The sequence below is a fragment of the Flavobacterium sp. genome, from assembly GCF_031423415.1.
GTDB lineage: Bacteria > Bacteroidota > Bacteroidia > Flavobacteriales > Flavobacteriaceae > Flavobacterium.
The window spans coordinates 1-23,298 of the sequence record NZ_JANPFL010000084.1; the positions used below are offsets into that span (position 1 = coordinate 1).

Here is a 23,298-nt window from a genome sequence, read left to right on the forward strand (position 1 = left end):
AAGAAATCAACTGTCCGAAAACAGATTTTGTCGAAAAATAGCTATTTTTGTCCATCGTAATTTATGTTTTGCAATACAAAAATACGATTCTTTGAAAGAAGCCATTAATTTGGCTTCTTTTTTATCGGACAATAATGATTATTAATGAATATTTATTTAAAATTTTATTTGAACCAACCTTTTTTGTCTTCTACAAGTTCCAATTTTAATAATTCAATTTGCTGGCGAATGAAATCATCGCTTCGTGAATAGATAGTCAATAGGCTTATTGCCTGTTCTGCTTTTGTTTTCCATGCATCTTTTATGGGCTTATTTATTTTATTTTCATTTCTTGCATTATCTGTTAATGCAACTCTATTTACTTTAGTGTTTTTAAAATTTGACACTGATAAATTGCCTATTTCCAATAAATCATCAGGATTTTTAGGTAAAGGAAAAGTCTTAATAATAGTTGCTTTTTTTTGATTTAAACTATCAATTTTTGAATTTCCAAAAGCTCTTGTCAACATTCCGTCCAGCGCTCCCCATGTTCCAGCACCATCATTTTCTTTTATAATTTCATTTTCAACGTCATTAAGTTTATTCATAAAATCGGTTAAACTACTTTCAGAATTCTTTCCGTTGTTTTCAGATTTTATTTCTTCAACACGAACTGTTTTTGCTCCGCACCACTCACAATGAATTGATGTTACAGAGACTGGATTTTTACAAGAATTACAATTTGGCATTTATTTTTATAGTTTAGATAAAAGTTCTTTTTTCTTTTCTGTGAATTCTTCTTCGGTTAAAATTCCCGCAATTTTCAATTCTCCTAAATCCTTTAATAGTTTTAATATTTCATCTTTATTTTCAATGATATTATTTTCTGAATTTTGTTGGATATTATTAGCAGCATTGGTCATAAGATTTCCCATTGTATTAGCAATTGGCATTGCCATACCAAGCCCTACAACTGTACCTAAAATCCCGCCTTCTCCACCAACACCACCACCGATATTTTCGGCTGCTTTTTCAGTTGTATCAAAAGTTCGTTCAATTTTATAAACTTCTAAATTTTCTCCTCTACGTTTCAGCCTCATTCTCTCTTCCATATCTTGAGACATTAAACGATGAAAATCTTCTACAATTTTCTTAACTCGTGGATCTTCATCTACTACAGGAATAGCTTCAATATTGAAAAATTCCAAATGTAATCCATAAATAGAAAGTGCGTCAGTGATAATATCCTTAACTGCGTCAGAAACTTCTGAAACTATTGCTTCTAATTCAAGTGGATTTAAGTTTTGTTCTTTTGAGATTTTTGTAATTGAAGTTTTTACATTTTCTGTAATAATTCCTCTAAAAAACTGTGTTAACTTATTTGCTTCAAAATCAGGTACAGTTCCAATTATTTGATTTATGAATGTTTTTGAATCTGAAACTTTGACAGCAAAACTTCCTCTTGATGTAATTGGAATTGGAACTCTAAAGTTTGGTTCAAGCATATTAAAAGGTATAAGCCCAAACTTTGTATCCATTGCAATAGCTTTATTTATAAAATAAACTTCAGCTTTGAATGGACTTTGTCCACCAAATGCTAGTCCTATAAGGTTTGATAATATGGGTAAATTTTGAGTAGATAAAGTGTGCGTTCCAGGTTCAAAAATATCTAGAATTTGACCGCCTTTAATAAAAATTGCTTGTTGGGATTGATTAACAACAAGTTGAGTTCCAAGTCTTAATTCTTCATCACGTTTATTTTCAATTTTCGGTCTCCATTTCCATACTAAAACATTATTTGGACCATCATACTTTAACACATCTATTATTGCCATATCGTTTTGGTTTTATTTGCATTTAAGCAAAAAATAATTCAATTAATATTTTCTTTTTATTTGATTAATTATATCAAGTTATTTTTTCAGTTTAGTATTTCAAAAGCAAAACTATAAATATTAAAAATCACTTTTTTACGGCTTCCCACATTTGAGGTTTTTTAATAAATGGTTTTAATTTTGAATGTTAATTGTAAAATATTATCGTTGGAATCTTTTATTTTCATTACAGAAATTCAACGTTACTAATGTTCTCAATTCTATTTCTTCTCACTTGATTTAATTTGCTTAAAAACAAATATAATTACTTTCGGCTAAAAAGCCGTATCGTTTTAAAATTTATTTTGCCTCCGTTGTTTTCCTTTGCTTTATGCAAAATGAGCTCGATGAAATACAATTAGAACTTACCAAAAGAATACATTTGCTATTCTTGGAAAAGTTCAATGGTAATAAATTGGCTTTCTCTAAGGCCGCTCATTGTGACGAAAAAACTATCCGAAGATTGTTTGAAAACCAACAAGGAATGACCATTAATTTATTATTCAAAATAGCTTTTGCATTAGAAACAAACCCTAGCGATCTTCTATATGGCTTAAGCATAACAGATACAAGTCTTTTAAAATAAGTTGTTGTTTTTTATTTATTTTTTTCACCCCTTAAAAACCAACAAACAAACCCTCTCATATATATAATTCCCCTTTTGATTATCATAAATTATAGGCGCATTCATCTCCACTTTCATAAAAGAAATATAATTATATATTGTTCGTTCAGAAACGCCTAACTTATTGGATAGCTCCTTTGGGCTTCCAGTTTGTTCTGTCATTATACACTCATGCAATTTTTTGATAATCCGAATATCCATTCTAAAGCAATTTTAGCACTTCTTACTGAAACTCAGTTTCAGTCATTGGCTTTTTATTAACAATCTTAGCGTTATTGAAAATTTATTTTTCAAACCTACGACTGTTAAAAATCACTTCCTTACGGTTTTCCTCATTTGGAGAAATTATTTTACAACTATTTTTTGTTGGGAGGTTATAAAAATATTTTTCACTTGGCTTTAATGCCCTCTTTTGTTGGGTTAAAGCAATTTTTGGGGAGGAATTTTTGGGCATAAAAAAAAGCACCTTATTGTGAAATAAAGTGCTAATTATAGTTTGTTTTTTTTGAAAATTACCCCAAAAACGATTTCAATTCCTCATAGGTTTTGATTTTTAAGCTTATTTTTTCTTTATTTAAAACGCTTTCTATTTGAGTCGGAATAGGCAATTTGATGTTCAAAGCTGGTTCTACCACATCCAAGAATTTGATAGGATGTGCGGTTTCCAAGAAAATTCCAATGGCATTGGGGTGGCGTTGCAGTTCCTTTTTCAAGCCTAAATAACCCACAGCGCCGTGCGGTTCTGCGATATAACCATCGTTTTTGTAAATGGATTGCATGGCTTCTAAAGTCTCATCATCGGTATAAGAAAACGAAGAAAAGTCTTTTTTGAATAGCTCCAAATTGTTATTATACATTTCCTGAATCCGGATGAAATTACTTGGATTTCCTACGTCCATAGCATTTGAAATCGTGGCGATAGAAGGTTTCGGATCGTAATTTCCTTTTTCTAAAAATCTAGGAACGGTATCATTCACATTGGTCGAAGCCACGAAATGTTCAATAGGCAAGCCCATTTTTTTAGCTATGATTCCAGCACAGATATTCCCGAAATTTCCACTTGGGCAGGAAAATACCAACGGTTTGTTTTGCGATTTCAATTGCTTGTAAGCAAAGAAAAAGTAAAACATTTGTGGTAACCAACGGGCAATATTTATCGAGTTGGCCGAAGTCAGGTTGTGGTGCGCCAAACTTTCGTCCAAAAACGCTTTTTTGACCATATCTTGGCAATCGTCAAAAAAACCATCAACTTCCAATGCTTTGATGTTTTGTCCTAAAGTCGTCAATTGGCGTTCCTGGATGTCACTCACTTTTCCCGAAGGATATAAAATTACGACTTCCACACCTTGAACACCAATAAAACCGCTGGCTACGGCGCCTCCCGTATCACCAGAAGTGGCAACCAAAACGGTATTTTTATTGTCTTTTTTGTCTTTGTTAAAGTACGCTAGGCAACGTGACATAAATCGTGCGCCAACATCCTTGAAAGCCATTGTTGGTCCGTGATACAATTCTAGCGCATAAATTCCTTCTTCCACTTTCACGGTTGGGAAATCGAAACACAAAGTTTCGGCGATTATTTCTTTTAAGGTTTCGGTTGGAATTTCATCGCCCACAAATTGCTGAATGGCTTCAAAAGCAATTTCTTGATTGCTTACGTTTTCGATATTCTCGAAAAATTCCGCAGATAATGGTGTAATAGATTCCGGAAAATACAATCCTTTATCGGTGGCTAATCCTTGTATTACGGCTTCTTCGAAAGAAACTTTTGGGGCATTGTGGTTTAAACTGTAGTATTTCATTTGATTTTAGATTGAAGATTAGTGATTAACGATTTTTGATTTTTTTAGCAACGTGGGTTACATCTGAATTCATCAATCGTTAATCTGAAATCTTAAATAGTTTTTATATTATGCTTACTCCATTCGCATTCACTTTCGAAACGTGAATTTCATAGGGTAAATTGATTTCGTCATATACTTCACTCATAGCTTTGGCGATTTTTTCGGCAGTTTCCTTTCCTTTGCTTAAAGCGAAAATTGAAGGCCCAGAACCTGAAATTCCAGAACCTAAAGCTCCGTTTTCGTAAGCGGTTTTTTTGATTAAATCAAAACCGGGAATCAGCATACTGCGAACCGGTTCGATGATTTCGTCGTGCAAGGAACGTCCAATCAATTCGTAATCATTAGTATACAATCCGGCCACTAATCCGCCTACATTTCCCCATTGGGTGATGGCACTTTTTAAAGAAACGGTTTGTTTCAGTACGGAACGTGCATCTGAAGTTTTTAACTCAATTTGAGGATGAACCACCGTAGCATATAATTCTGATGGGCTGTCAATTTTGATAATATCCAAAGGATTCGAACATCGTACCAACGTAAAACCGCCCAATAGGCATGGAGCAACATTGTCAGCGTGGGCATTTCCACTAGCCAATTTTTCGCCTTGCATCGCAAATTTCACCAATTCTTTTCGGGTAAAAGGTCTGCCCAATAATTCATTAATTCCAAAAACAGCTCCGGCAGAACTGGCTGCACTGCTTCCGATTCCGCTTCCGGCTTTGATGTTTTTGTAGATTTCGATTTCGAATCCGATAGTTATCGGGACAAAGTCTCTTTCATATTCTTCCAGCAATGCCAAAGCTGCAACTCCAGCTACGTTATTTTCGGTTTCCAAAGGTAAATTCGCACCTACGATTTTAGTGATGCGAATGCCTTTTACATCCGATTTTCGAATAATCATTTCGTCACCTGCAGTGGCTAGGCACAATCCCAGAACATCAAACCCACAGGAAAGGTTGGCGATTGTGGCAGGACAGAATATTTTTATTTCATTCATAAGTAAGCCCCTCCCGACCTCCCCAAAGGGGAGGAGTACAGAGGAATTAATAGTTAATAATTATCTTAAACCTCACCAGATTCCCCCCTTTGGGGGTTAGGGGGCTATATATTTCCAACACGGATTACGTCGGCAAAAATTCCCGAAGCGGTCACCGCAGCACCGGCACCGGCACCTTTTATCAATAAAGGTTGGTCGATATAACGGTCAGTGTAAAATTGTACAATATTGTCTTTTCCTTCCAAATTATAGAACGGACTTTCTTTTGGGATGAATTCCAAGCCAACGCCAGCTTTTCCATTTTCGAAAGTAGCAACAAATTTTAATCGGCTGTCTTTAGCCTTAGCTTCAGCCAACAGGTTTTCAAAATGAGCAGCATTTGCAATTAAAGACTTGAAAAAATCATCATTGTTTGTTGTACTCATACATTCCTTTGGAAGGAAAGAATTGTTTTGAATATCCTCAATTTCCATTTGGTACCCGCTTTCTCTTATCAGGATTAATATTTTTCTGGCTACATCCACACCGCTCAAATCAATTTTTGGGTCCGGTTCCGTAAATCCTTGCACTCCCGCTTCTTTTACCACATCGTGGAACGAATTATTTTCGTCGAAATTGTTGAAAATAAAATTCAAACTTCCTGATAAAACCGCCTGAATTTTGTTGACTTTATCACCTGAAGCAATCAAATGTTTCAATGTATCAATAATGGGTAAACCTGCTCCTACATTGGTTTCAAATAAGAAAGGCGCATTGTATTGACGAGAAAGATTTTTTAATTTTTTATAGTTGTCATAAGCCGATGAACATGCAATTTTGTTGCAAGTGACTACAGCAACGTTTTGTTTCAAGTAGTGCTCATAAGTTTCAGATACGCCTTGATTGGCGGTAATATCCACAAAAATACTGTTGCGTAAATTGAGTGCTTTTACTTTTGCAATAAAGGCTTCTATGTCCGCAGTTTCGCCGTTTTCTAATAGCGATTGCCATTCTTTCAGCGGTATTCCGTCTTCATCAAAATACATTTTTCTGGAATTGGAAACGGCTATGACTCTCAAGTTTATTTTTAGATTTTCTTTTAGGAATTTCCTTTGTTGGCTGATCTGTTCGATGAATTTTTCGCCTACGTTTCCAACGCCCATTACGAACAAATTCAATTGTTTGGTATTTTCTTCGAAGAAGTTTTCGTGAAGCGTATTTAATGCTTTTTTCACGTCTCTTTCGTTGATAACTGCCGAAATATTTCTTTCAGAAGCACCTTGGGCAATCGCTCTAATGTTTACATTATTTTTTCCTAAAGTACTGAACATTCGACCGCTCAAGCCTTGGTGGTTTTTCATATTTTCGCCTACCAAAGCAATGATACAAAGGTCTTTTTCGACAATGCAAGGATCAATTTTGCTTTGCGAAATTTCTTGTTGGAATACTTTGTTGATGGCATTCTCCGCTTTATTGGCATCGCTGTTTAAAATTCCAATACAAATAGAATGTTCTGAAGATGCCTGAGTGATAAAGATAATGTTGATGTTTTCGTGCGATAACACTTCGAACAATCTTTTCGAAACTCCGGCAACACCAATCATTCCAGAACCTTCTAAAGTGATTAATGTGATTTTATCGATATGAGTAATTCCTTTTACCGGATTGGTATGCGAATTGTCTTGGTTAGAAATGAAAGTCCCTTTGGCTTCTGGTTCGAAAGTATTTTTAATCCAAATAGGAATATTTTTTTTGAAAACAGGTTGGATTGTTGGTGGATACAATACTTTGGCACCAAAATGCGACAATTCCATCGCTTCTTGATATGAAATAGTGGCAATGGGTTGGGCTTGGTTTACAATTTTTGGATTGGCAGTAAACATTCCGTTGACGTCGGTCCAGATTTCCAGTTCAGAAGCATTTAAAGCACCGGCTAAAATTGCTGCGGTATAATCGGAACCTCCACGGCCTAAAGTTGTTCCAATTCCTTCTTCTGTAGAAGCAATAAAACCGGGCATTACTGCGATTTGATGAACATCCCACAAGAAATAACCATTAATTAAATCATTTGTAACTTCAAAATTCACAACAGCTTTACCAAAGTTATTGTTGGTTTTTATGAGTTCACGACTGTCTTTGTAACCGGTTTTTTTATCCTTTTGTTTGAATGCTTCGGCGATAATATAAGAAGATAATAATTCGCCAAAACTTAGAATCGTATCAGAAGTTCTGGGTGACAATTCTCCTAAAAGGAAACAACCGTCGAGTAAAGTTTCGAGGTGGTTGATGATTCGTTTGACATGACTTAGAACGCCACTTTGTTCGCTAACAGGGATTAATTCTTTAATAGCATCTAAGTGTTTTTTCTCGATTTCGGCGACAATTTCTTTATAACTTTCATCGTTTGAGGCTGCTTTTTGAGAAGCAAGAACTAATAAATCAGTAACTTTGGTAAAAGCTGAAACGACAACAACTATTTTTTCTTGCTCTGCTTTTTTGATAACTATATCTAAAACTAATTTTATGTTTTGTGCATTGGCTACAGAAGTTCCGCCAAATTTTAATACTTTCATATGTTGTTCTTATTTTTTTTTAATGGGCATATGTAATTGCTTCGCCTGTTCGCTAAAGCTCGGGTCGCAAATAGAGTTAGTTTTTTACACTTTATTTGTACATTGCTCATTTCATTTTTATTGTTTTATTTTAAAATGCAAATGGTTTTTATACACCTATGAACTCTCTTCCTTTAGAAAAAAGTACGAAAACTGGATTATATGTAAAATGTATACCCCTAAAGGGTAGTGGTAGTTGTTGTGGCAGTAAATCTAACAGCAAGTGCAACTCTAAATTGAGTTGTTATCGAAGAATGATATGTTTTACTATTACTTGCCATTATGATTTTTCAAAAGTACAGTTTTTTATAAAATAACAAAACGTTTTATTCTGTTTTTACGAATATTTTAAAAAACACAGCACAAAAAAAAGAATATTAAATATTTTACCTTCAAAATCTTGTTTTTTAATATTGGTTTATGGAATTTTGACCTTTCAAAAGATACTATTTAAATGGATAATACACATTATATATGTACCGAAGTACTTTCTTTGGAAGCCTTGCAAGAAATTATTTCGCATCATAAATCATTGGCTTTATCCGATGAAGCCAAGATTAAAATCCAAAAATGCAGGGATTATTTAGATGCTAAAATGGCTTCACATACGAAACCTATTTATGGTATCAATACTGGTTTTGGATCGCTTTGTAATGTCAAAATCTCTAATGAAAACCTTTCAAAACTTCAGGAAAATCTAGTAAAATCGCATTCTTGCGGAACGGGAGAAGAAGTTCCGAATGAAATCGTCAAATTGATGTTGTTGCTTAAAATTCAATCTTTGAGTTATGGATATTCTGGGATTCAGCTTCAAACCGTAGAGCGATTGGTCGATTTTTATAATAATGATATTCTTCCAATAGTTTATACCCAAGGTTCGCTGGGTGCTTCGGGCGATTTAGCTCCTTTGGCTCATTTATCATTGCCGTTATTGGGTGAAGGCGAAGTTTTTTTTGAAGGTAAAAAAATACATTCAAGTGAAGTTTTAAAGCATTTTGAATGGAAACCAATTGTATTGCAATCGAAGGAAGGTTTGGCGATGTTGAACGGAACTCAGTTTATGAGTGCTTACGGCGTACATATTTTGATGAAAGCCAGTAAGTTTTCGTATTGGGCTGATTTAATTGGAACCATTTCCTTAGAAGGATTTGATGGAAGAATTGAACCATTTCATGAATTAATTCATTCGATTCGTCCGCATAAAGGGCAAATTTTTACTGCGAAGCGAGTGACCCAATTTTTGGATGGAAGCCAAATCATCAAACAGGAGAAAAAGCACGTTCAGGATCCGTATTCTTTTCGTTGTATACCTCAAGTTCACGGTGCTTCAAATGATGCCATCGATTATGTAAAAAATGTATTTAAGACAGAAATGAACTCAGTTACTGATAATCCTAATATATTTATAGATAAAGACAAAATTATATCGGGAGGAAATTTTCACGGACAGCCACTGGCTTTGGCTCTAGACTTTATGGCCATTGCTTTGGCTGAATTGGGAAGTATTTCTGAACGCAGAACCTTTCAATTGATTTCAGGATTACGAAATCTTCCCGCCTTTTTGGTGGATAATCCCGGTTTAAATTCGGGTTTAATGATTCCGCAATACACCGCAGCCAGTATTGCCAGTCAAAATAAACAATTGGCCACGCCAGCTAGTGTGGATAGTATTGTATCTAGCAATGGTCAGGAAGATCATGTAAGTATGGGTGCCAATGCCGCCACGAAAGCTTTGCGCGTAATGGAAAATCTAGAGCGAATTCTCGCCATCGAATTAATGAATGCTTCGCAAGCCATTGAATACAGAAGACCTTTAATGTCGAGTGATTTTATCGAAATGTTTTTAAAATCGTATCGGGAGGAGGTTCCATTAGTAAAAGAAGACAGAATTTTGCATTATGACATCGAAAAAACAGTTTCCTTTTTGAATAGTTTTCAAATAGAATAAAATTGTTAACAATTGCCTAACATTAACGTAAAATAAAGAAGTAATTTTGTATTCCAAAAGTAAAACTTAAAAAATGTCATTAAATAGTATTTTTCAGTATTTCGTTCCAAAAGACAAAAAATTCTTTCCACTTTTTGAAGAAGCTTCATCAAATCTGGTACAATTAGCTTCAATTTTGCACGAAGCGGTAAATTTACCATTAAAAGAGAGGGATGAACTTTTTTTAAAAATCGATGAATTAGAGCAAAAAGGAGAAGATTTAACTCGTCTTACGAATCTTGAATTAAGTAGAAATTTTATTACTCCGTTCGATAGAGAAGACATCCACTCCTTGATTACTTCAATAGATAATGTAGCAGATTATTTGCATGGTGCTTCCAGCAGAATGAGATTGTATCAAGTTAGTAAGATTACTAAATCCATTCGAAAATTGACAGAAATTAATCTTGAAGCTTGTCAAAATATTGATATTGCTGTAAAAGAATTAAGGAATTTGAATAGTATGAAGGTCATAACATCAGCTTGTGCAAAGATTAACAAGCTTGAGTCTAAATCTGATGATGTGTACAACAAAGCAGTTTCTGAACTTTTTGAAAATGAAGCCGATGCTAAGAATATCATCAAATATAAGGAAGTTTTATCAGTTCTTGAGTCTGCAACGGATAAGTGCAAAGGTGTAGCAAGCGTTTTAGAGTCAATTTCTGTAAAACATTCGTAGTACTTTCCGTAATTTTTCAATCTTTCAATTTAAAATATGTTTACACTACTTATCGTCATTATCGTATTGGCTTTGATTTTTGATTACATCAATGGTTTTCACGATGCTGCGAATGCTATTGCTACTGTAGTTGCAACAAAAGTTCTTTCTCCTTTTCAAGCCGTACTATGGGCGGCATTTTTTAACTTTTTAGCCTATTGGGTTTTTGGTTTGGGTGTTGCCAATACTGTTGCAAAAACAGCCAATTCGAGTGAAATTGATTTAGTTGTTATTCTTGCGGGTGTTATTGCCGCTATTATTTGGAATTTGATTACTTGGTGGCAAGGAATTCCTTCCAGTTCTTCTCACACTTTGATTGGAGGTTTTGCGGGAGCAGCGATAGCTCACGCCATTGCCATTCATGGGTTTTCAGACTATACCATTGTTGTAGATAACGTAGCACAAACACGCCATTGGTATAATATTGTCAGTTGGTACAAAGAAGGAAAAGATGGCGGTATGCCTTCGGGAGTTGTTGTGATCATAGCATTTATTATTTTGGCACCTTTATTAGGAGCCTTAATTTCTTATTTTATTTCAATTTGGTTATTGAATGCTTCGAAGAAAAGTATTTTGCCTAAACTGTTTACCGTTGCCTTAATGATTGCCTCAGTTTGGTTTGTTTCTAGCCAAATGATTCCTTACGATGAAATAGAAAAACCCCGTTTTGATTCCCATTTCTGGAGTATTGTCTTTGAGTCACATAATATAAAATGGTTTTTGGTTGCCTTTATTATCTTGTCTATTTCAACCTTTGCCTTGACCTTTAGTAGTTTGAGTTTGCAAAAAGCGGATTCTGTTTTAAAAAAAATGCAATTATTGTCTTCGGCTGCTTTTAGTTTAGGTCACGGTGGAAATGACTCCCAAAAAGTTATGGGTATTATTGCTGCGGCCGTTGCTGTTTATATCAATCAAACTCATTCGTTAGTTCTAAACTTGCCGCATTGGTTGCAAGTTGTACTTCCAGACGATGATAAAGGAGTTGAGGGCTTAATGCCTGATTGGATTCCTCTCGCTTGTTACACTGCTATTGCGGTTGGAACATTAAGCGGCGGTTGGAAAATTGTAAAAACGATGGGTACTAAAATTACAAAAGTTACTTCATTTGAAGGCGTAGCAGCTGAAACTGCAGGAGCATTGACTTTATATTTTACAGAACATTTCAAAATTCCAGTAAGTACAACTCATACTATTACAGGTTCCATTATTGGTGTTGGTTTAACCAAACGGATTTCCGCTGTTCGTTGGGGTGTTACCGTGAGCTTATTGTGGGCTTGGGTTTTAACTATTCCTGTTTCAGGACTTTTGGCCGCTTTAGTGTATTATTTTTTAAAAATATTTTTGGCCTAGCATTCTTTAGCTCGATTTTCACATTCAAATAAGTACAATTTACACTCCAGATGTGTAAAACAGATCTTACTTGTTTTTGTAAATTATAAATCTTTTAACAAGACTTAGGATTACGGAAGAAATATTTTCATAACTTTGTGTGTGGAAATAATACAATGACAAAAAAGCTTCATATAGTACTTCTTTTAGCCGCAATTGGTTTCTTCTTGATACCATCTTTGAGTTATTCTTGTGAAATAAAGTCAAAAAAATCGTGTTGTAATAAAGAAATGTCTTCTTCCAACAATGAAAAGATGGAATGTTGCAAGAATAGCAATCATGCAAAAGAGAAGGGCAAAGACCACGATAGCAGTTGTAATGGTAAATGTGGCCATTCAAATTGCACTACTTCTTCTATACAATTCTGTGTAGCTTTTTTTGAAATAAAATTCAATCACAATAATTTTTCTTTTTCAGAAAAAAAATCAAATTATTTTAATTCTGAAACCAATATTTCTTCTGGTTTCTCTTCTATCTGGCTTATTCCAAAAATAAGCTAAATCCCTTTTATTACAGCCATAATTGTGCCTTTTCTAGATCATAAATTGAATTAACAATTTTATGTATTTGGCATAAAAATTATGAAAAAAACCTAAATTTCGCAACTAATTCATTTAATCTTAATAGTTTAAATGTAATAATTGTCTTAATTTTGATATATTTATTTTAAAAAAAATCAAAAAATGAAAATATTAATTATCGTATTAAGCCTATTCTTTGCCATAAGCACAGCGGCAACAGCACAAGCAACTTCAAAATCTTCAAAAGGAGAAGTTCAAACAACAACGTACTTTTGTCCAATGCATCCTAAGGAGATGAGTATTAAAGCGGGCAAGTGCAGCAAATGTGGTATGGTATTGACCAAAAATGAAACTCGTAAACCCGATTATGCCTGTCCAATGCATCCAAAAGTTACCGGGAATAAAGGAGACAATTGTTCTAAATGCGGAATGGCATTGACCAAAATTGAAGCTCCAAAAATAGAATATGGATGTCCAATGCATCCAAAAGTTACCGGAAAAGAAGGTGATAAATGTTCGAAATGCGCAATGGCGTTGACAAAAGTTGGAGTAAATCAAAAAAGTGAAGATCACAAACATTAATTTTAGTAACAAAGAAGCCTTTAGGCTTAAAATTAATTTTAAAATTTTACAAAATGAAAAATATAATTCTTTCAGCCATAGCAATGGCTTTGGTATTGGTTTCTTGTAACCAAAAAAACAAGGAAATCGAAACTACAAATACTCCAATGATGGAAAAAGATACGACTATGATGATCAAGGACACCACTATGATGGAAAAAGATACTATTCATTTGAAAGACAGCAAAGCAAAAATTTATGCTTGTCCAATGCATCCAGAATCTCAGGGCAAATTGAACGATAAATGTCCAAAATGTGGAATGAAATTGACCGAAGAAGTTAAATAAATTCTAAATCTATTCCTTCTCGAAGTTTTGGGAAGGAATGGATTATCTATAATTAAAACCTTATGGTAGAAAAACTAATATCATTCTCGTTAAAAAACCGATTTATCGTTCTGCTTATTTCCGCTGCTTTATTTGGCTGGGGTGTTTATAGCGTACAGCAAAATCCAATTGATGCCATTCCCGATTTATCCGAAAATCAAGTTATTGTGTACACCGAATGGATGGGAAGAAGTCCCCAGGTTATCGAAAATCAGGTCACTTATCCTTTGGTTTCCAATTTACAAGGCATTCCAAAAGTTAAGAATATTCGTGGAGCCTCGATGTTTGGGATGAGCTTTGTTTATATCATTTTTGAAGACAATGTTGACCCTTATTGGGCAAGAACACGTGTTTTGGAAAGACTCAATTATGCCCAACGGTTATTACCTCAAAATGTGGTTCCAACACTCGGACCAGACGGAACCGGTGTTGGTCATATCTTTTGGTATACTTTAGATTCAAAAGGTATGGATCTGGGTGAGCAACGCGCCCTGCAAGATTGGTACGTAAAATTTGCCTTGCAAACGGTTCCTGGCGTTGCCGAGGTTGCTTCTTTTGGAGGTTTTGAAAAGCAATATCAATTGGTTTTGGATCCCCTTAAAATGCAATACTACAATGTGAGTATGATGGAAGTGATGAATGCCGTCAAGGCCAACAACAGTGATGTGGGCGGTCGAAAGTTTGAAATGAGTGACAGATCCTATATTGTTCGAGGATTGGGCTATATCAAAAACATCAAAGACGTTGAAGAAATCGCCATTAAAAACTACAATTCCGTTCCTGTGAAAGTCAGCGATGTGGGTTCCGTACAAATGGGTGGCGATTTGCGTTTGGGAATTTTTGACCAAAACGGAACCGGCGAAGTTGTGGGTGGAATCGTGGTAATGCGTTACGGTGAAAATGCAGATAAAGTCATCAAGGCCGTAAAATTAAAGATGAAAGAAGTCGAAAAAGGATTGCCAGAAGGCGTTACTTTCAAAACTTCTTATGACAGGAGTGAACTCATAGAAAAAGCTATCGAATCTGTAAAAGGAACTTTAATCGAAGAGATGATTGCCGTTTCTATTATTGTTTTAATTTTCCTTTTTCATTGGCGAAGTGCGCTAATCATCCTGATTCAAATACCAATTTCTGTAGCCACCGCTTTTATATTTCTTCAGGCTTTTGGAATTTCTTCCAATATTATGTCCCTGACAGGAATCGCCCTGGCCATTGGTGTTTTAGTCGACGACGGAATTGTAATGGTCGAAAATGCTTATCGGAATATTTCGGAGAAACAGGAAGAATTGGACCATAATCTTTAATCTATTGGAATGAAAAATTTATGTAAAAATATATTCAAAAAAGAACAGGATCCGCTTTCTCCTGAAGAGCGACTCAAGATAATTGAAGAATCATCACAACTTGTTGGACCCGGTGTTTTTTATTCAACCATAATTGTAATTGCCTCTTTTCTCCCCGTGTTTTTACTTACCGGAATGGAAGGCAAATTATTCAGTCCTTTGGCCTGGACAAAATCGTTAATCCTTATTGTCGATGCTTTTTTTGCCATCACGCTTACGCCGGTATTGATTAGTTTTCTGCTTAAAGGCAAGCTTCGACCAGAAAATAAAAATCCAATAAATCGAAAACTGGAAAGCATTTATACTCCAATTTTAACGCTTTGTTTGAAATGGCGAAAAACCGTTTTAGGTATTAATATTATCGCCTTGTTAATAGGAGTCTTAATGTTTACAAGGCTTGGTTCTGAATTTATGCCTCCTTTGGATGAAGGTTCTGTTCTGTTTATGCCAGTTACTTTGCCGGATGTATCCAATTCTGAAGTGAAAAGAATTTTGCAGGTTCAGGACAAACTAATTAAGTCGATTCCAGAAGTCGCTCACGTATTAGGAAAGGCAGGGAGAGCGAACACGGCGACTGACAATAGCCCTATTAGTATGATTGAAACGATAATTTTGCTCAAACCCCACGACGAATGGAGAGGAGGCAAAACCAAAGCCGATATTATTGCGGAAATCAACAATAAACTGCAAATTCCAGGGGTGACTAATGGATTCACGCAACCCATTATAAATCGAATTAATATGCTCTCCACAGGAATCCGAACTGACGTTGGAATCAAGATTTACGGTGCGAGTTTAGATACCATCAACGTTTTATCCCAGAAAATCAAGAAAGCTTTGGAAGGAACTTCGGGTGTGAAAGATTTGTACGCAGAGCCGATTACGGGCGGGAAATATATCGATATTGAAGCTAAACGAGAAGTGATTGGTCGATACGGACTTTCGATTGATGACATCAATACAGTTGTTGAAGCGGCAATTGGTGGAATGAAACTGACCACCACTATCGAGGGAAGACAACGTTTTTCGGTCAATGCCCGTTATGCGCAAGAATACAGAAACAGCCTTGAAGCCTTGAAAAAACTTCAAGTGCAAACGATGCAATTTGGTCCAATTCCGTTAGAAACTGTTGCTGATATAAAAATAAGTGACGGTCCACCAATGATTAACAGTGAAAATGCTATGCTTCGCGGCAGTGTTTTATTCAATGTTCGGGATCGTGATTTGGGAAGCACTGTAAAAGAAGCGCAGAAGAAACTCGATGTAATGATGACTAAAATGCCCAAAGGATATTATGTGGAATGGAGTGGACAATGGGAAAACCAGATTCGAGCCAATAAAACATTGAGAATGATTTTGCCTATAGTTGTCCTAATTATTTTCCTCATTTTATACTTCACTTATCGTTCAATGAAGGAAGCCTTAATCACTATGATCACCGTTCCGTTTGCACTGATTGGAGGAATTTTTATGGTCTATTTTTATGGAATTAACTTGTCGGTGGCAGTGGCGGTCGGTTTTATAGCCTTGTTTGGTTTGGCGGTAGAAACGGCAATGCTGATTACCATTTACTTAAACGAAGCGATGAATAAAATGGTCGAAAAACACGGCAACAGTTCCGAAACCATTACTGAAGAAATTTTAAGAGAATACATTATCGAAGGTTCTGCCAAAAGATTGCGTCCAAAGTTGATGACTGTTTCAGTGTCATTATTCGGATTAATCCCAATTCTTTGGGCAACGGGAACAGGGGCAGATGTGATGTTGCCCATTACAGTTCCTCTTATTGGAGGTACGATTACCTCCACAATTTATGTATTATTAGTAACTCCTGTTGTTTTCGAAATGGTGAAACTCCGCGAATTGAGAACAAAGGGCAAAATAGAAATTATAGATGCAAAATAGTAGATATTATATGGTCCTAATTTGTTTGATTGCTGGCTTTACAAATAGTAAGGCCCAAACACTTTCGTTGGATGAAGTTTTGACCACAATCAAAACAAATAATCCACAATTAAAAATGTACGATGCCGATATTCAAAGTATGGATGCAGCAGCAAAAGGAGCTAAAAGCTGGATGCCTCCTCAAGTAGAAACTGGTTTTTTTATGGCACCTTATAACAGCAAACTATGGAAAGCTACTGAAATGGGACCTGGTATGGGAAATTATATGGTGGGCGTAACCCAAATGATACCCAATGCTTCTAAGTTAAAAGCTGATTTTAATCTTATGACTGCAATGTCTTCTGTTGAAAAAGAAAACAAAAACTATACAATTAATCAATTGAAAGCACTGGCAAAAACAAATTATTTTCAATGGTTGGTTTTAAATAAAAAAATAAAAATAGCCGATGATAATTTGTTGCTTTTAGAGTATATGATTAAAAGTATGGAAATACGCTACCAGTATAATATGGATAAACTGCCTACTTATTACAAAGCAAAATCGCAATATAGCACACTGCAAAGTATGATCCTAATGTTGCAAAACGACATTTCCCAAAAGCGAATTATGCTGAACACCCTGATGGCAAGAGATAAAAACACCGCATTTGAAATTGATGAAGCATACGAATTAAAAGATTTTAATTTGGTATTATCAGATACCACCTCTCTTTCTAAAAATAGAAGCGATGTACAAGCCATTGAAAAAACAATGGAAATAAATCAGCTCAAAATCGCAGCCGAAAAAACAAAATTATTGCCCGAGTTTGGTATAAAATACGATCATATGTTTGCTTTTGGTGAACAACCCCAACAATTTTCCTTGATGGGAATGATTACCATTCCTATGCCTTGGTCAACTAAAATGAATAAAGCCAATATCAATAGTTTTCAAATTAAAAATGAAAGTCTGAACTGGCAAAAACAAATGATTTTAAATGAAGCCACAGGAATGATTTCGGGAATGACCAATGAATTTAATGCTTTAAAAAAACAATACGAAGTTGCCCAAAAAAGTATCATTCCTGCCTTGAAAAAAAATTATGAAACTGCAATCTTGGCGTGGCAAAATAACACAGGAGATTTGTTTGCCACTCTCGATGCTTGGGAAGCTTTGAATATGGCTCAAATAGATGCCTTGGATAAATTGCAAAATATTTTGGCAGCACAAGTAGAAATTGAAAAACAATTAGAAACCAAATAATTATGAACAAATATTTAAAATATAGTTTGGCTTTTATAGCAATTTCCATTATTGGAATTGCAATCTATTTATTTGCCATAAAATCAGACAATCACTCGGAAATGGAACATCAAAACGAAGTTTATACTTGTTCGATGCATCCAGAAATCATTAGAGATAAACCCGGAAATTGTCCCATTTGCGGAATGACTTTGGTAAAAAAAATAACAAAGAATAATTCAGTTGAAGACAATTCAATCGACAATCTTATAAAACCTACCGACAATTTTATAGTAGGAAATTATCAAACTACAAAGGCAATAGACACCACTATTAGCAGTGAAATAAATTTACCTGGCATTGTGGCATACGACCCAAATTCATCGGTAAACATTGCAGCTCGAATGAACGGAAGAATCGAACGAATGTATGTCAATTATAAATACCAAAAAGTAAATAAAGGACAAAAACTATTTGATTTATACAGTCCTGAATTACTGACGGAGCAACAAAACTTCATTTATATGGTCATTAATGATGCTGATAATCCTACGATTATCAATGCGTCCAAACAAAAATTGTTGCTTTATGGAATGACTCAAAATCAAATAAATAATTTGATTACTTCCAAAACAGCAAACCCTCGAATTTCAATTTATAGTCCAGCTTCTGGAATTATTGACGGAACCGAAACGATGGCTAATGCAAGTACTCCTGCAATGCAAAGCGCAAGTAACAACACCGAAATTTTGAATGTAAAGGAAGGTAACTACATAAAAAAGGGCGAAGTCATTTTTAAATTATTAAATACAGATAAAGTCTGGGGAATATTCAATGTTATCCAAGGTTATAACAGCTTAATCAAGACCAGTCAATCTATCAGAATTACTACTGAACTGGACAAAGAGGAATTCATTGATGCAAAAATAAATTTTGTCGAAACACAATTAAATGCAACTGACAAAACCAATAGAATTCGAGTTTATTTAAATAACAATAAATTCAAATTACCCATTGGTTTGCGATTGCAAGGAGTTGTGAAAACAAATCCAGTAAATGGAATTTGGATTCAAAAACAGTCAATGGTAAGCATTGGAAACAAGAAAATAGTTTTCTTGAAAATGGAGAATGGCTTTAAGGCATCCTCCATAAAAACAGGGATTGAAATGGATGATTTTATTCAAATTATTGAGGGCATTTCAGTAAAAGACACCATTGCCAAAAACGCACAATATTTAATTGACAGCGAAAGCTTTATTAAAACCGAATAATGATGAAGACAATAAAAATAATAAGTATTCTGGCACTACTATTTACGGTAATGATATCTTGTAATACTAAAAATAAAGAAGACCATAGCAAACACAATAAGAGTGCAGCAACAACATTTTATACTTGTTCTATGGATGCACAAGTTAAGGAAGATAAACCGGGTAAATGCCCCATTTGCCATATGGAATTAACTCCCGTAAAACAAGATGATACTGAGGCAAACGAAATCAGTTTGAGCAAGCAGCAAATACAATTGGGAAATATCACTACCCAAACTATTTCAGAAACTCAAAGCAGTTTAGAGCAAAATTATACGGGAGTTTTGACCATTAATCAAGAGAAAATTAAAACCATTTCTGCAAGAGCTATGGGGAGAATCGAAAAGTTGTATTTCAAAACTATTGGCGATTATGTTACAAAAAACCAACCCGTTTATGAATTGTATAGCGAAGATATTGCCATTGCTAAACAGGATTATTTCACGGCATACAAACAACTGGCAATGCCTAGCGATTTTGGAAAGAATGCCCGAAATATGATCAATGCAGCAAAACAAAAACTCTTGTTCTTTGGTTTAACCAATGCCCAAATTGAAAGCCTAAAAACAGTGGCGGCAATTTCTCCTTATACCATTTTTTATAGCACTGCAAGTGGAACAATATCGGAAATAAGTACGACAGAAGGCAGTTATGCAATGGAAGGTTCCAGTATCATTAAATTGGCAGATTTAAACAGTCTTTGGTTAGAAACTCAGGTAAACGTAAACTATGCCAAGAATCTAAAAATAGGACAAAAAGCCCAAATTACATTTACCGATTTCCCTGATAAAACCATAAATGCTCAAGTTTCTTTTATCAATCCGGAAATAAATCCAGATACTCGTCTGCTTTTAATTCGATTAGAAATATCAAATCCAAATTTGCAATTAAAACCAGGGATGCAAGCTATGGCAAAATTGACGCAATCCAATCTAAAAGGGTTGTATATCCCTATTGATGCAGTGATTAGGGAAGAAAACGCCTCTTATATTTGGGTTGAAAAAAGACCAGGAGTATTTGAAAGCCTAATGGTTGAAACAGGAATAGAAGCCAATGGAATGATAGAAATAAAATCAGAAATAGACAGTGCAAAAAAAGTCGTTATTACTGGCGCTTATGCTATAAACAGTGAATATAAATTCCGAAAAGGCAGTAATCCGATGGAGGGAATGAAAATGTGATACCTAAAACTGGCAAATGAAATATATAGCGTATCCGGTTTCTTTGATTGTAAATCCTTTAATATTGAGAAAATAAAAAAATTTTAAATTAAAATCGGGCAACAGCGGAACTGAAGACCGGGCAACAGCGGAACTGACGAATAATTAAATACAATTTATTATGAAAACACAAAAATTAATTTTGACAAAAACAGTTTCATTACTAACACTGTTTTTAATGATAATCTCGTTAAGTGCTAATGCACAAACCAAATCGGACTCCACCCCTTCCGAGAAAATTTATATCAATAAAAAGGGTGAAATTCACGATCACGGTTGGAACAAATTAGGATTTATTACCAAAGACAATATCGTGAAAGACAACCAAGGCAAGACCATCTATTTTATTGATGCAAACGGTAATGTTATTGATTCTAATGGGAAAAAGATGGGTATGGCTAAAAAGAATGGTTCGTACTACAACATAAAAGGTGAAAACGTGGTTAATATTGGAAAAACAGAAGGTGAAAAGTGCGAAATACTAGATCCCGAAGGTCATAATATGGGCAACGTGCATAAAAATTACAAACTTCACGCTTGTGCCGCACATTGCTTATTGCTGGAGAAAAAGATGAATGAAAAAAAATCTCAAAAATAATTTTTTGACAAATGGTTCGTTTCGCAACGAACCATTTGTTTTATAGCACCATAAACAGTGAATATAAATTCCGAAAACGGAGCGACCTAATGGACGGGATGAAAATGTAAAAAAGATTAAAAATTATGATAATCGCCAAACAATTTATAGCCGTAAATCCCTATATAACAAGGTAATAAATACTAGCAATTATACAAATCAAAACTAGAGTTGTATAACAATTTAAGTAAAGGAATCATTGAAATTTGTTAAGTAAAAATTAATTTACAACTAATAAATAAATGCGATGAAAAATGTTGAAGTAAGTATCGAAGCTTGTTTAGCTTGTATGGTTGAATGTGAAAAATGTTCAACAGATTGTTTAACAATGCAAGGACACGAAGAATGTGTAAAATTGTGTCGTGATTGTGCCGACATTTGTGCTCTTTGTGCAAGATTATGTGCAAGAGGTTCAAAATTTGCCGATGCACTTTGTGCATTATGCGTAAAATGTTGTGAAGATTGCGCTAACGAATGCAGCAAACACGATATGGAATCTTGTAAAAAATGTGCCGATGCTTGCAAAAAATGTGCTGAAGCCTGCAAAATGTAAATACTAATCAATTCAATACTAAATTCTTATCAAAAAGTATTTAGTACTGTTTTTAAAATCTAAAAAAATGAAAAAAATATTCTTTTCAGCCATAGTAATGGCTTTGTTAACAGTTTCTTGCAATCAAAAAACTAAAGAATCCACAACAGATGATTCTAATATGATGAGTAATGACACTACAATGATGGATAATAATGGTACAATGATGAGTAATGATACAACTATGATGAGTAATGATACTACAATGATGAATGATAAAACTAAAATGATGAATGATCAAACAAAAATATACGCCTGCCCAATGCACCCGGAAGTACAAGGTAAATTGAACGACAAATGTTCTAAATGCGGTATGAAACTAACCGTTCCTGTTGCGGAGAAATAGGGAGAAAACAGTAACAACTAGTTTTAAGTAAGAAACTTTAAATTAACCTTGTTATATGGTAGCAAGGTTAGTTTATGTTGTTTAATTTAAATCGATACTATGAAACTTTATATTAAAAATATGGTATGCAGCCGTTGTAAAATGGTAGTAAAATCTGTATTTGAAAGTATGGGAGTTAATCCTTTTTCAGTTGAGTTAGGCGAAGTTGCATTAAAAAATGATCTTAACGAAATTCAAAGAAGCGAATTGGTAAAAAAACTTCGTGACATTGGCTTCGATTTAATTGATGATAGAAAAAGTAAAACCATCGATAAGATTAAAACATTGATTATTGATTTGGTTCAAAATAAAAACAATGATTTGAAAATTAATTTATCCAATTATCTTTCACAAGAACTGAATCAAGACTATAATACCTTGAGTAATCTATTTTCGGAAGTTGAAAATACTACTATCGAAAAGTATTTCATCCATCAGAAAATTGAAAAAGTAAAAGAATTGATTATTTATGATGAATTATCTCTAAGCCAAATTGCTTATTCTCTAAACTACGGTACTGTTTCGCATTTGAGCAACCAATTCAAAAAAGTAACCGGATTTTCACCAACGCACTTCAAGAATATCAAAACCATCAAAAGAAAGCAAATAGAAGATTTATAAATCTTGCAAATCAAACCCAAAATTGTGCAACTCAAAGAAGTAGTTAAACTGGAAATTTGTATTAAAATAAAGTAATTATGATACATACTTATAACATTACCGGGATGACCTGCGATGGTTGTTTATCTAAAGTAGAGAAAACATTGAATGCTATTGAAGGGATTGAAGCCTCTGTTTCATTGCAACCGCCAATTGCAACCATAACAATGAAAGAACATATTCCAATTGAGAAATTGCAGCAAGCATTATCAGCCGCTGGAAAATACACCATAACCATCAGCACGCCTTCTGACAAGCCGTTTGAAGCAAAAGACAAGCCAACAGAAAAATCGTGTTGTAGCCCTAAAGTAAATGATAATGCCGATAAACCGGCAGAAAAATCATGTTGCAGTACTAAAGTGCATGACAATAAAGATACAATGTCCGCACCAGATAATGCTCAAGGTAAATACTATTGTCCGATGCATTGCGAAGGCGAAAAAGTATATGATAAACCTGGAGACTGTCCGGTTTGCGGAATGGATTTGATAAAAGGAGTTGAGTTAACGGTTAGCAAAACGTTGTACACTTGTCCTATGCATCCTGAAGTTA

20 protein-coding genes and 1 pseudogene are annotated in these 23,298 nt (G+C 34.6%); 15 read left to right on the forward strand and 6 right to left on the reverse strand.

Annotated features, from left to right (window positions below):
- Positions 1-164: 164 nt before the first annotated feature.
- Positions 165-728, reverse strand: coding sequence for a hypothetical protein (locus RMO83_RS07740; protein WP_310559104.1), 564 nt, complete (start codon positions 726-728; stop codon positions 165-167).
- A gap of 6 nt (positions 729-734) precedes the next feature.
- Positions 735-1,814, reverse strand: a complete 1,080-nt coding sequence (locus RMO83_RS07745; RefSeq protein WP_310559105.1) for an SPFH domain-containing protein — start codon at positions 1,812-1,814, stop codon at positions 735-737.
- A gap of 370 nt (positions 1,815-2,184) precedes the next feature.
- On the opposite strand from RMO83_RS07745, the gene RMO83_RS07750 reads away from it, so the two are divergent.
- Positions 2,185-2,439, forward strand: coding sequence for a helix-turn-helix domain-containing protein (locus RMO83_RS07750; RefSeq protein ID WP_310559106.1), 255 nt, complete (start codon positions 2,185-2,187; stop codon positions 2,437-2,439).
- Between the two features lie 24 nt (positions 2,440-2,463).
- On the opposite strand, the gene RMO83_RS07755 is transcribed toward RMO83_RS07750, so the two are convergent.
- From RMO83_RS07755 to thrA, 4 genes are all read right to left on the reverse strand, one after another.
- On the reverse strand, positions 2,464-2,679 hold the full coding sequence (locus RMO83_RS07755; RefSeq protein ID WP_310559107.1) for an HTH domain-containing protein: 216 nt from the start codon (positions 2,677-2,679) through the stop codon (positions 2,464-2,466).
- Positions 2,680-2,990: 311 nt separating this feature from the next.
- Positions 2,991-4,280, reverse strand: a complete 1,290-nt coding sequence (thrC, locus tag RMO83_RS07760; protein WP_310559108.1) for a threonine synthase — start codon at positions 4,278-4,280, stop codon at positions 2,991-2,993.
- A gap of 103 nt (positions 4,281-4,383) precedes the next feature.
- The gene (locus tag RMO83_RS07765) at positions 4,384-5,319 is read right to left on the reverse strand and encodes a homoserine kinase (RefSeq protein ID WP_310559109.1); all 936 of its coding nucleotides are present in this window, start codon (positions 5,317-5,319) and stop codon (positions 4,384-4,386) included.
- A gap of 104 nt (positions 5,320-5,423) precedes the next feature.
- Positions 5,424-7,871: a bifunctional aspartate kinase/homoserine dehydrogenase I gene (thrA, locus tag RMO83_RS07770; protein WP_310559110.1), complete on the reverse strand. Its 2,448-nt coding sequence runs from the start codon at positions 7,869-7,871 to the stop codon at positions 5,424-5,426.
- Positions 7,872-8,364: 493 nt separating this feature from the next.
- Between thrA and hutH the strand changes: the two genes are divergently transcribed.
- The 14 genes and pseudogenes from hutH to RMO83_RS07840 form a co-directional block, all read left to right on the forward strand.
- The gene (gene hutH / locus RMO83_RS07775; RefSeq protein ID WP_310559111.1) at positions 8,365-9,858 is read left to right on the forward strand and encodes a histidine ammonia-lyase; all 1,494 of its coding nucleotides are present in this window, start codon (positions 8,365-8,367) and stop codon (positions 9,856-9,858) included.
- 73 nt (positions 9,859-9,931) lie between these two features.
- On the forward strand, positions 9,932-10,576 hold the full coding sequence (locus RMO83_RS07780) for a DUF47 family protein (protein ID WP_310559112.1): 645 nt from the start codon (positions 9,932-9,934) through the stop codon (positions 10,574-10,576).
- Between the two features lie 36 nt (positions 10,577-10,612).
- Positions 10,613-11,965 (forward strand): inorganic phosphate transporter, encoded by a 1,353-nt coding sequence (locus tag RMO83_RS07785; protein ID WP_310559113.1) that lies wholly within the window; start codon positions 10,613-10,615, stop codon positions 11,963-11,965.
- Positions 11,966-12,687: 722 nt separating this feature from the next.
- On the forward strand, positions 12,688-13,107 hold the full coding sequence (locus tag RMO83_RS07790; protein ID WP_310559114.1) for a heavy metal-binding domain-containing protein: 420 nt from the start codon (positions 12,688-12,690) through the stop codon (positions 13,105-13,107).
- Positions 13,108-13,160: 53 nt separating this feature from the next.
- On the forward strand, positions 13,161-13,433 hold the full coding sequence (locus RMO83_RS07795) for a heavy metal-binding domain-containing protein (protein WP_310559115.1): 273 nt from the start codon (positions 13,161-13,163) through the stop codon (positions 13,431-13,433).
- A gap of 62 nt (positions 13,434-13,495) precedes the next feature.
- Positions 13,496-16,720, forward strand: a pseudogene (locus tag RMO83_RS07800) (efflux RND transporter permease subunit).
- Positions 16,721-16,730: 10 nt separating this feature from the next.
- Entirely contained in the window at positions 16,731-17,963 is a 1,233-nt protein-coding gene (locus RMO83_RS07805) for a TolC family protein (RefSeq protein ID WP_310559116.1), read from the forward strand.
- 2 nt (positions 17,964-17,965) lie between these two features.
- Entirely contained in the window at positions 17,966-19,213 is a 1,248-nt protein-coding gene (locus RMO83_RS07810; protein WP_310559117.1) for an efflux RND transporter periplasmic adaptor subunit, read from the forward strand.
- On the forward strand, positions 19,213-20,433 hold the full coding sequence (locus tag RMO83_RS07815) for an efflux RND transporter periplasmic adaptor subunit (RefSeq protein WP_310559118.1): 1,221 nt from the start codon (positions 19,213-19,215) through the stop codon (positions 20,431-20,433). The genes RMO83_RS07810 and RMO83_RS07815 overlap by 1 nt, the downstream gene beginning before the upstream one ends.
- Positions 20,434-20,593: 160 nt before the next feature.
- The gene (locus tag RMO83_RS07820) at positions 20,594-21,070 is read left to right on the forward strand and encodes a 5-fold beta-flower protein (protein WP_310559119.1); all 477 of its coding nucleotides are present in this window, start codon (positions 20,594-20,596) and stop codon (positions 21,068-21,070) included.
- 286 nt (positions 21,071-21,356) lie between these two features.
- A complete protein-coding gene (locus RMO83_RS07825; protein ID WP_310559120.1) occupies positions 21,357-21,662 on the forward strand; it encodes a four-helix bundle copper-binding protein in 306 nt (101 codons plus the stop codon).
- Positions 21,663-21,729: 67 nt separating this feature from the next.
- A complete protein-coding gene (locus RMO83_RS07830; protein ID WP_310559121.1) occupies positions 21,730-22,047 on the forward strand; it encodes a heavy metal-binding domain-containing protein in 318 nt (105 codons plus the stop codon).
- Positions 22,048-22,146: 99 nt separating this feature from the next.
- On the forward strand, positions 22,147-22,707 hold the full coding sequence (locus RMO83_RS07835; protein WP_310559122.1) for an AraC family transcriptional regulator: 561 nt from the start codon (positions 22,147-22,149) through the stop codon (positions 22,705-22,707).
- A 77-nt stretch (positions 22,708-22,784) separates the two neighbouring features.
- A partial coding sequence (locus tag RMO83_RS07840) for a heavy metal-binding domain-containing protein (RefSeq protein ID WP_310559123.1) occupies positions 22,785-23,298 on the forward strand: 514 nt, incomplete at its 3' end.

What these genes read in the sequence shown, in the direction of transcription:
- RMO83_RS07740 (WP_310559104.1), bottom strand. Translation starts at nt 728, where the DNA reads ATGCCAAATTGTAATTCTTGTAAAAATCCAGTCTCTGTAACATCAATT.
- RMO83_RS07745 (WP_310559105.1), bottom strand. Translation starts at nt 1,814, where the DNA reads ATGGCAATAATAGATGTGTTAAAGTATGATGGTCCAAATAATGTTTTA.
- RMO83_RS07750 (WP_310559106.1), top strand. Translation starts at nt 2,185, where the DNA reads ATGCAAAATGAGCTCGATGAAATACAATTAGAACTTACCAAAAGAATA.
- RMO83_RS07755 (WP_310559107.1), bottom strand. Translation starts at nt 2,679, where the DNA reads ATGGATATTCGGATTATCAAAAAATTGCATGAGTGTATAATGACAGAA.
- thrC (WP_310559108.1), bottom strand. Translation starts at nt 4,280, where the DNA reads ATGAAATACTACAGTTTAAACCACAATGCCCCAAAAGTTTCTTTCGAA.
- RMO83_RS07765 (WP_310559109.1), bottom strand. Translation starts at nt 5,319, where the DNA reads ATGAATGAAATAAAAATATTCTGTCCTGCCACAATCGCCAACCTTTCC.
- thrA (WP_310559110.1), bottom strand. Translation starts at nt 7,871, where the DNA reads ATGAAAGTATTAAAATTTGGCGGAACTTCTGTAGCCAATGCACAAAAC.
- hutH (WP_310559111.1), top strand. Translation starts at nt 8,365, where the DNA reads ATGGATAATACACATTATATATGTACCGAAGTACTTTCTTTGGAAGCC.
- RMO83_RS07780 (WP_310559112.1), top strand. Translation starts at nt 9,932, where the DNA reads ATGTCATTAAATAGTATTTTTCAGTATTTCGTTCCAAAAGACAAAAAA.
- RMO83_RS07785 (WP_310559113.1), top strand. Translation starts at nt 10,613, where the DNA reads ATGTTTACACTACTTATCGTCATTATCGTATTGGCTTTGATTTTTGAT.
- RMO83_RS07790 (WP_310559114.1), top strand. Translation starts at nt 12,688, where the DNA reads ATGAAAATATTAATTATCGTATTAAGCCTATTCTTTGCCATAAGCACA.
- RMO83_RS07795 (WP_310559115.1), top strand. Translation starts at nt 13,161, where the DNA reads ATGAAAAATATAATTCTTTCAGCCATAGCAATGGCTTTGGTATTGGTT.
- RMO83_RS07805 (WP_310559116.1), top strand. Translation starts at nt 16,731, where the DNA reads ATGGTCCTAATTTGTTTGATTGCTGGCTTTACAAATAGTAAGGCCCAA.
- RMO83_RS07810 (WP_310559117.1), top strand. Translation starts at nt 17,966, where the DNA reads ATGAACAAATATTTAAAATATAGTTTGGCTTTTATAGCAATTTCCATT.
- RMO83_RS07815 (WP_310559118.1), top strand. Translation starts at nt 19,213, where the DNA reads ATGATGAAGACAATAAAAATAATAAGTATTCTGGCACTACTATTTACG.
- RMO83_RS07820 (WP_310559119.1), top strand. Translation starts at nt 20,594, where the DNA reads ATGAAAACACAAAAATTAATTTTGACAAAAACAGTTTCATTACTAACA.
- RMO83_RS07825 (WP_310559120.1), top strand. Translation starts at nt 21,357, where the DNA reads ATGAAAAATGTTGAAGTAAGTATCGAAGCTTGTTTAGCTTGTATGGTT.
- RMO83_RS07830 (WP_310559121.1), top strand. Translation starts at nt 21,730, where the DNA reads ATGAAAAAAATATTCTTTTCAGCCATAGTAATGGCTTTGTTAACAGTT.
- RMO83_RS07835 (WP_310559122.1), top strand. Translation starts at nt 22,147, where the DNA reads ATGAAACTTTATATTAAAAATATGGTATGCAGCCGTTGTAAAATGGTA.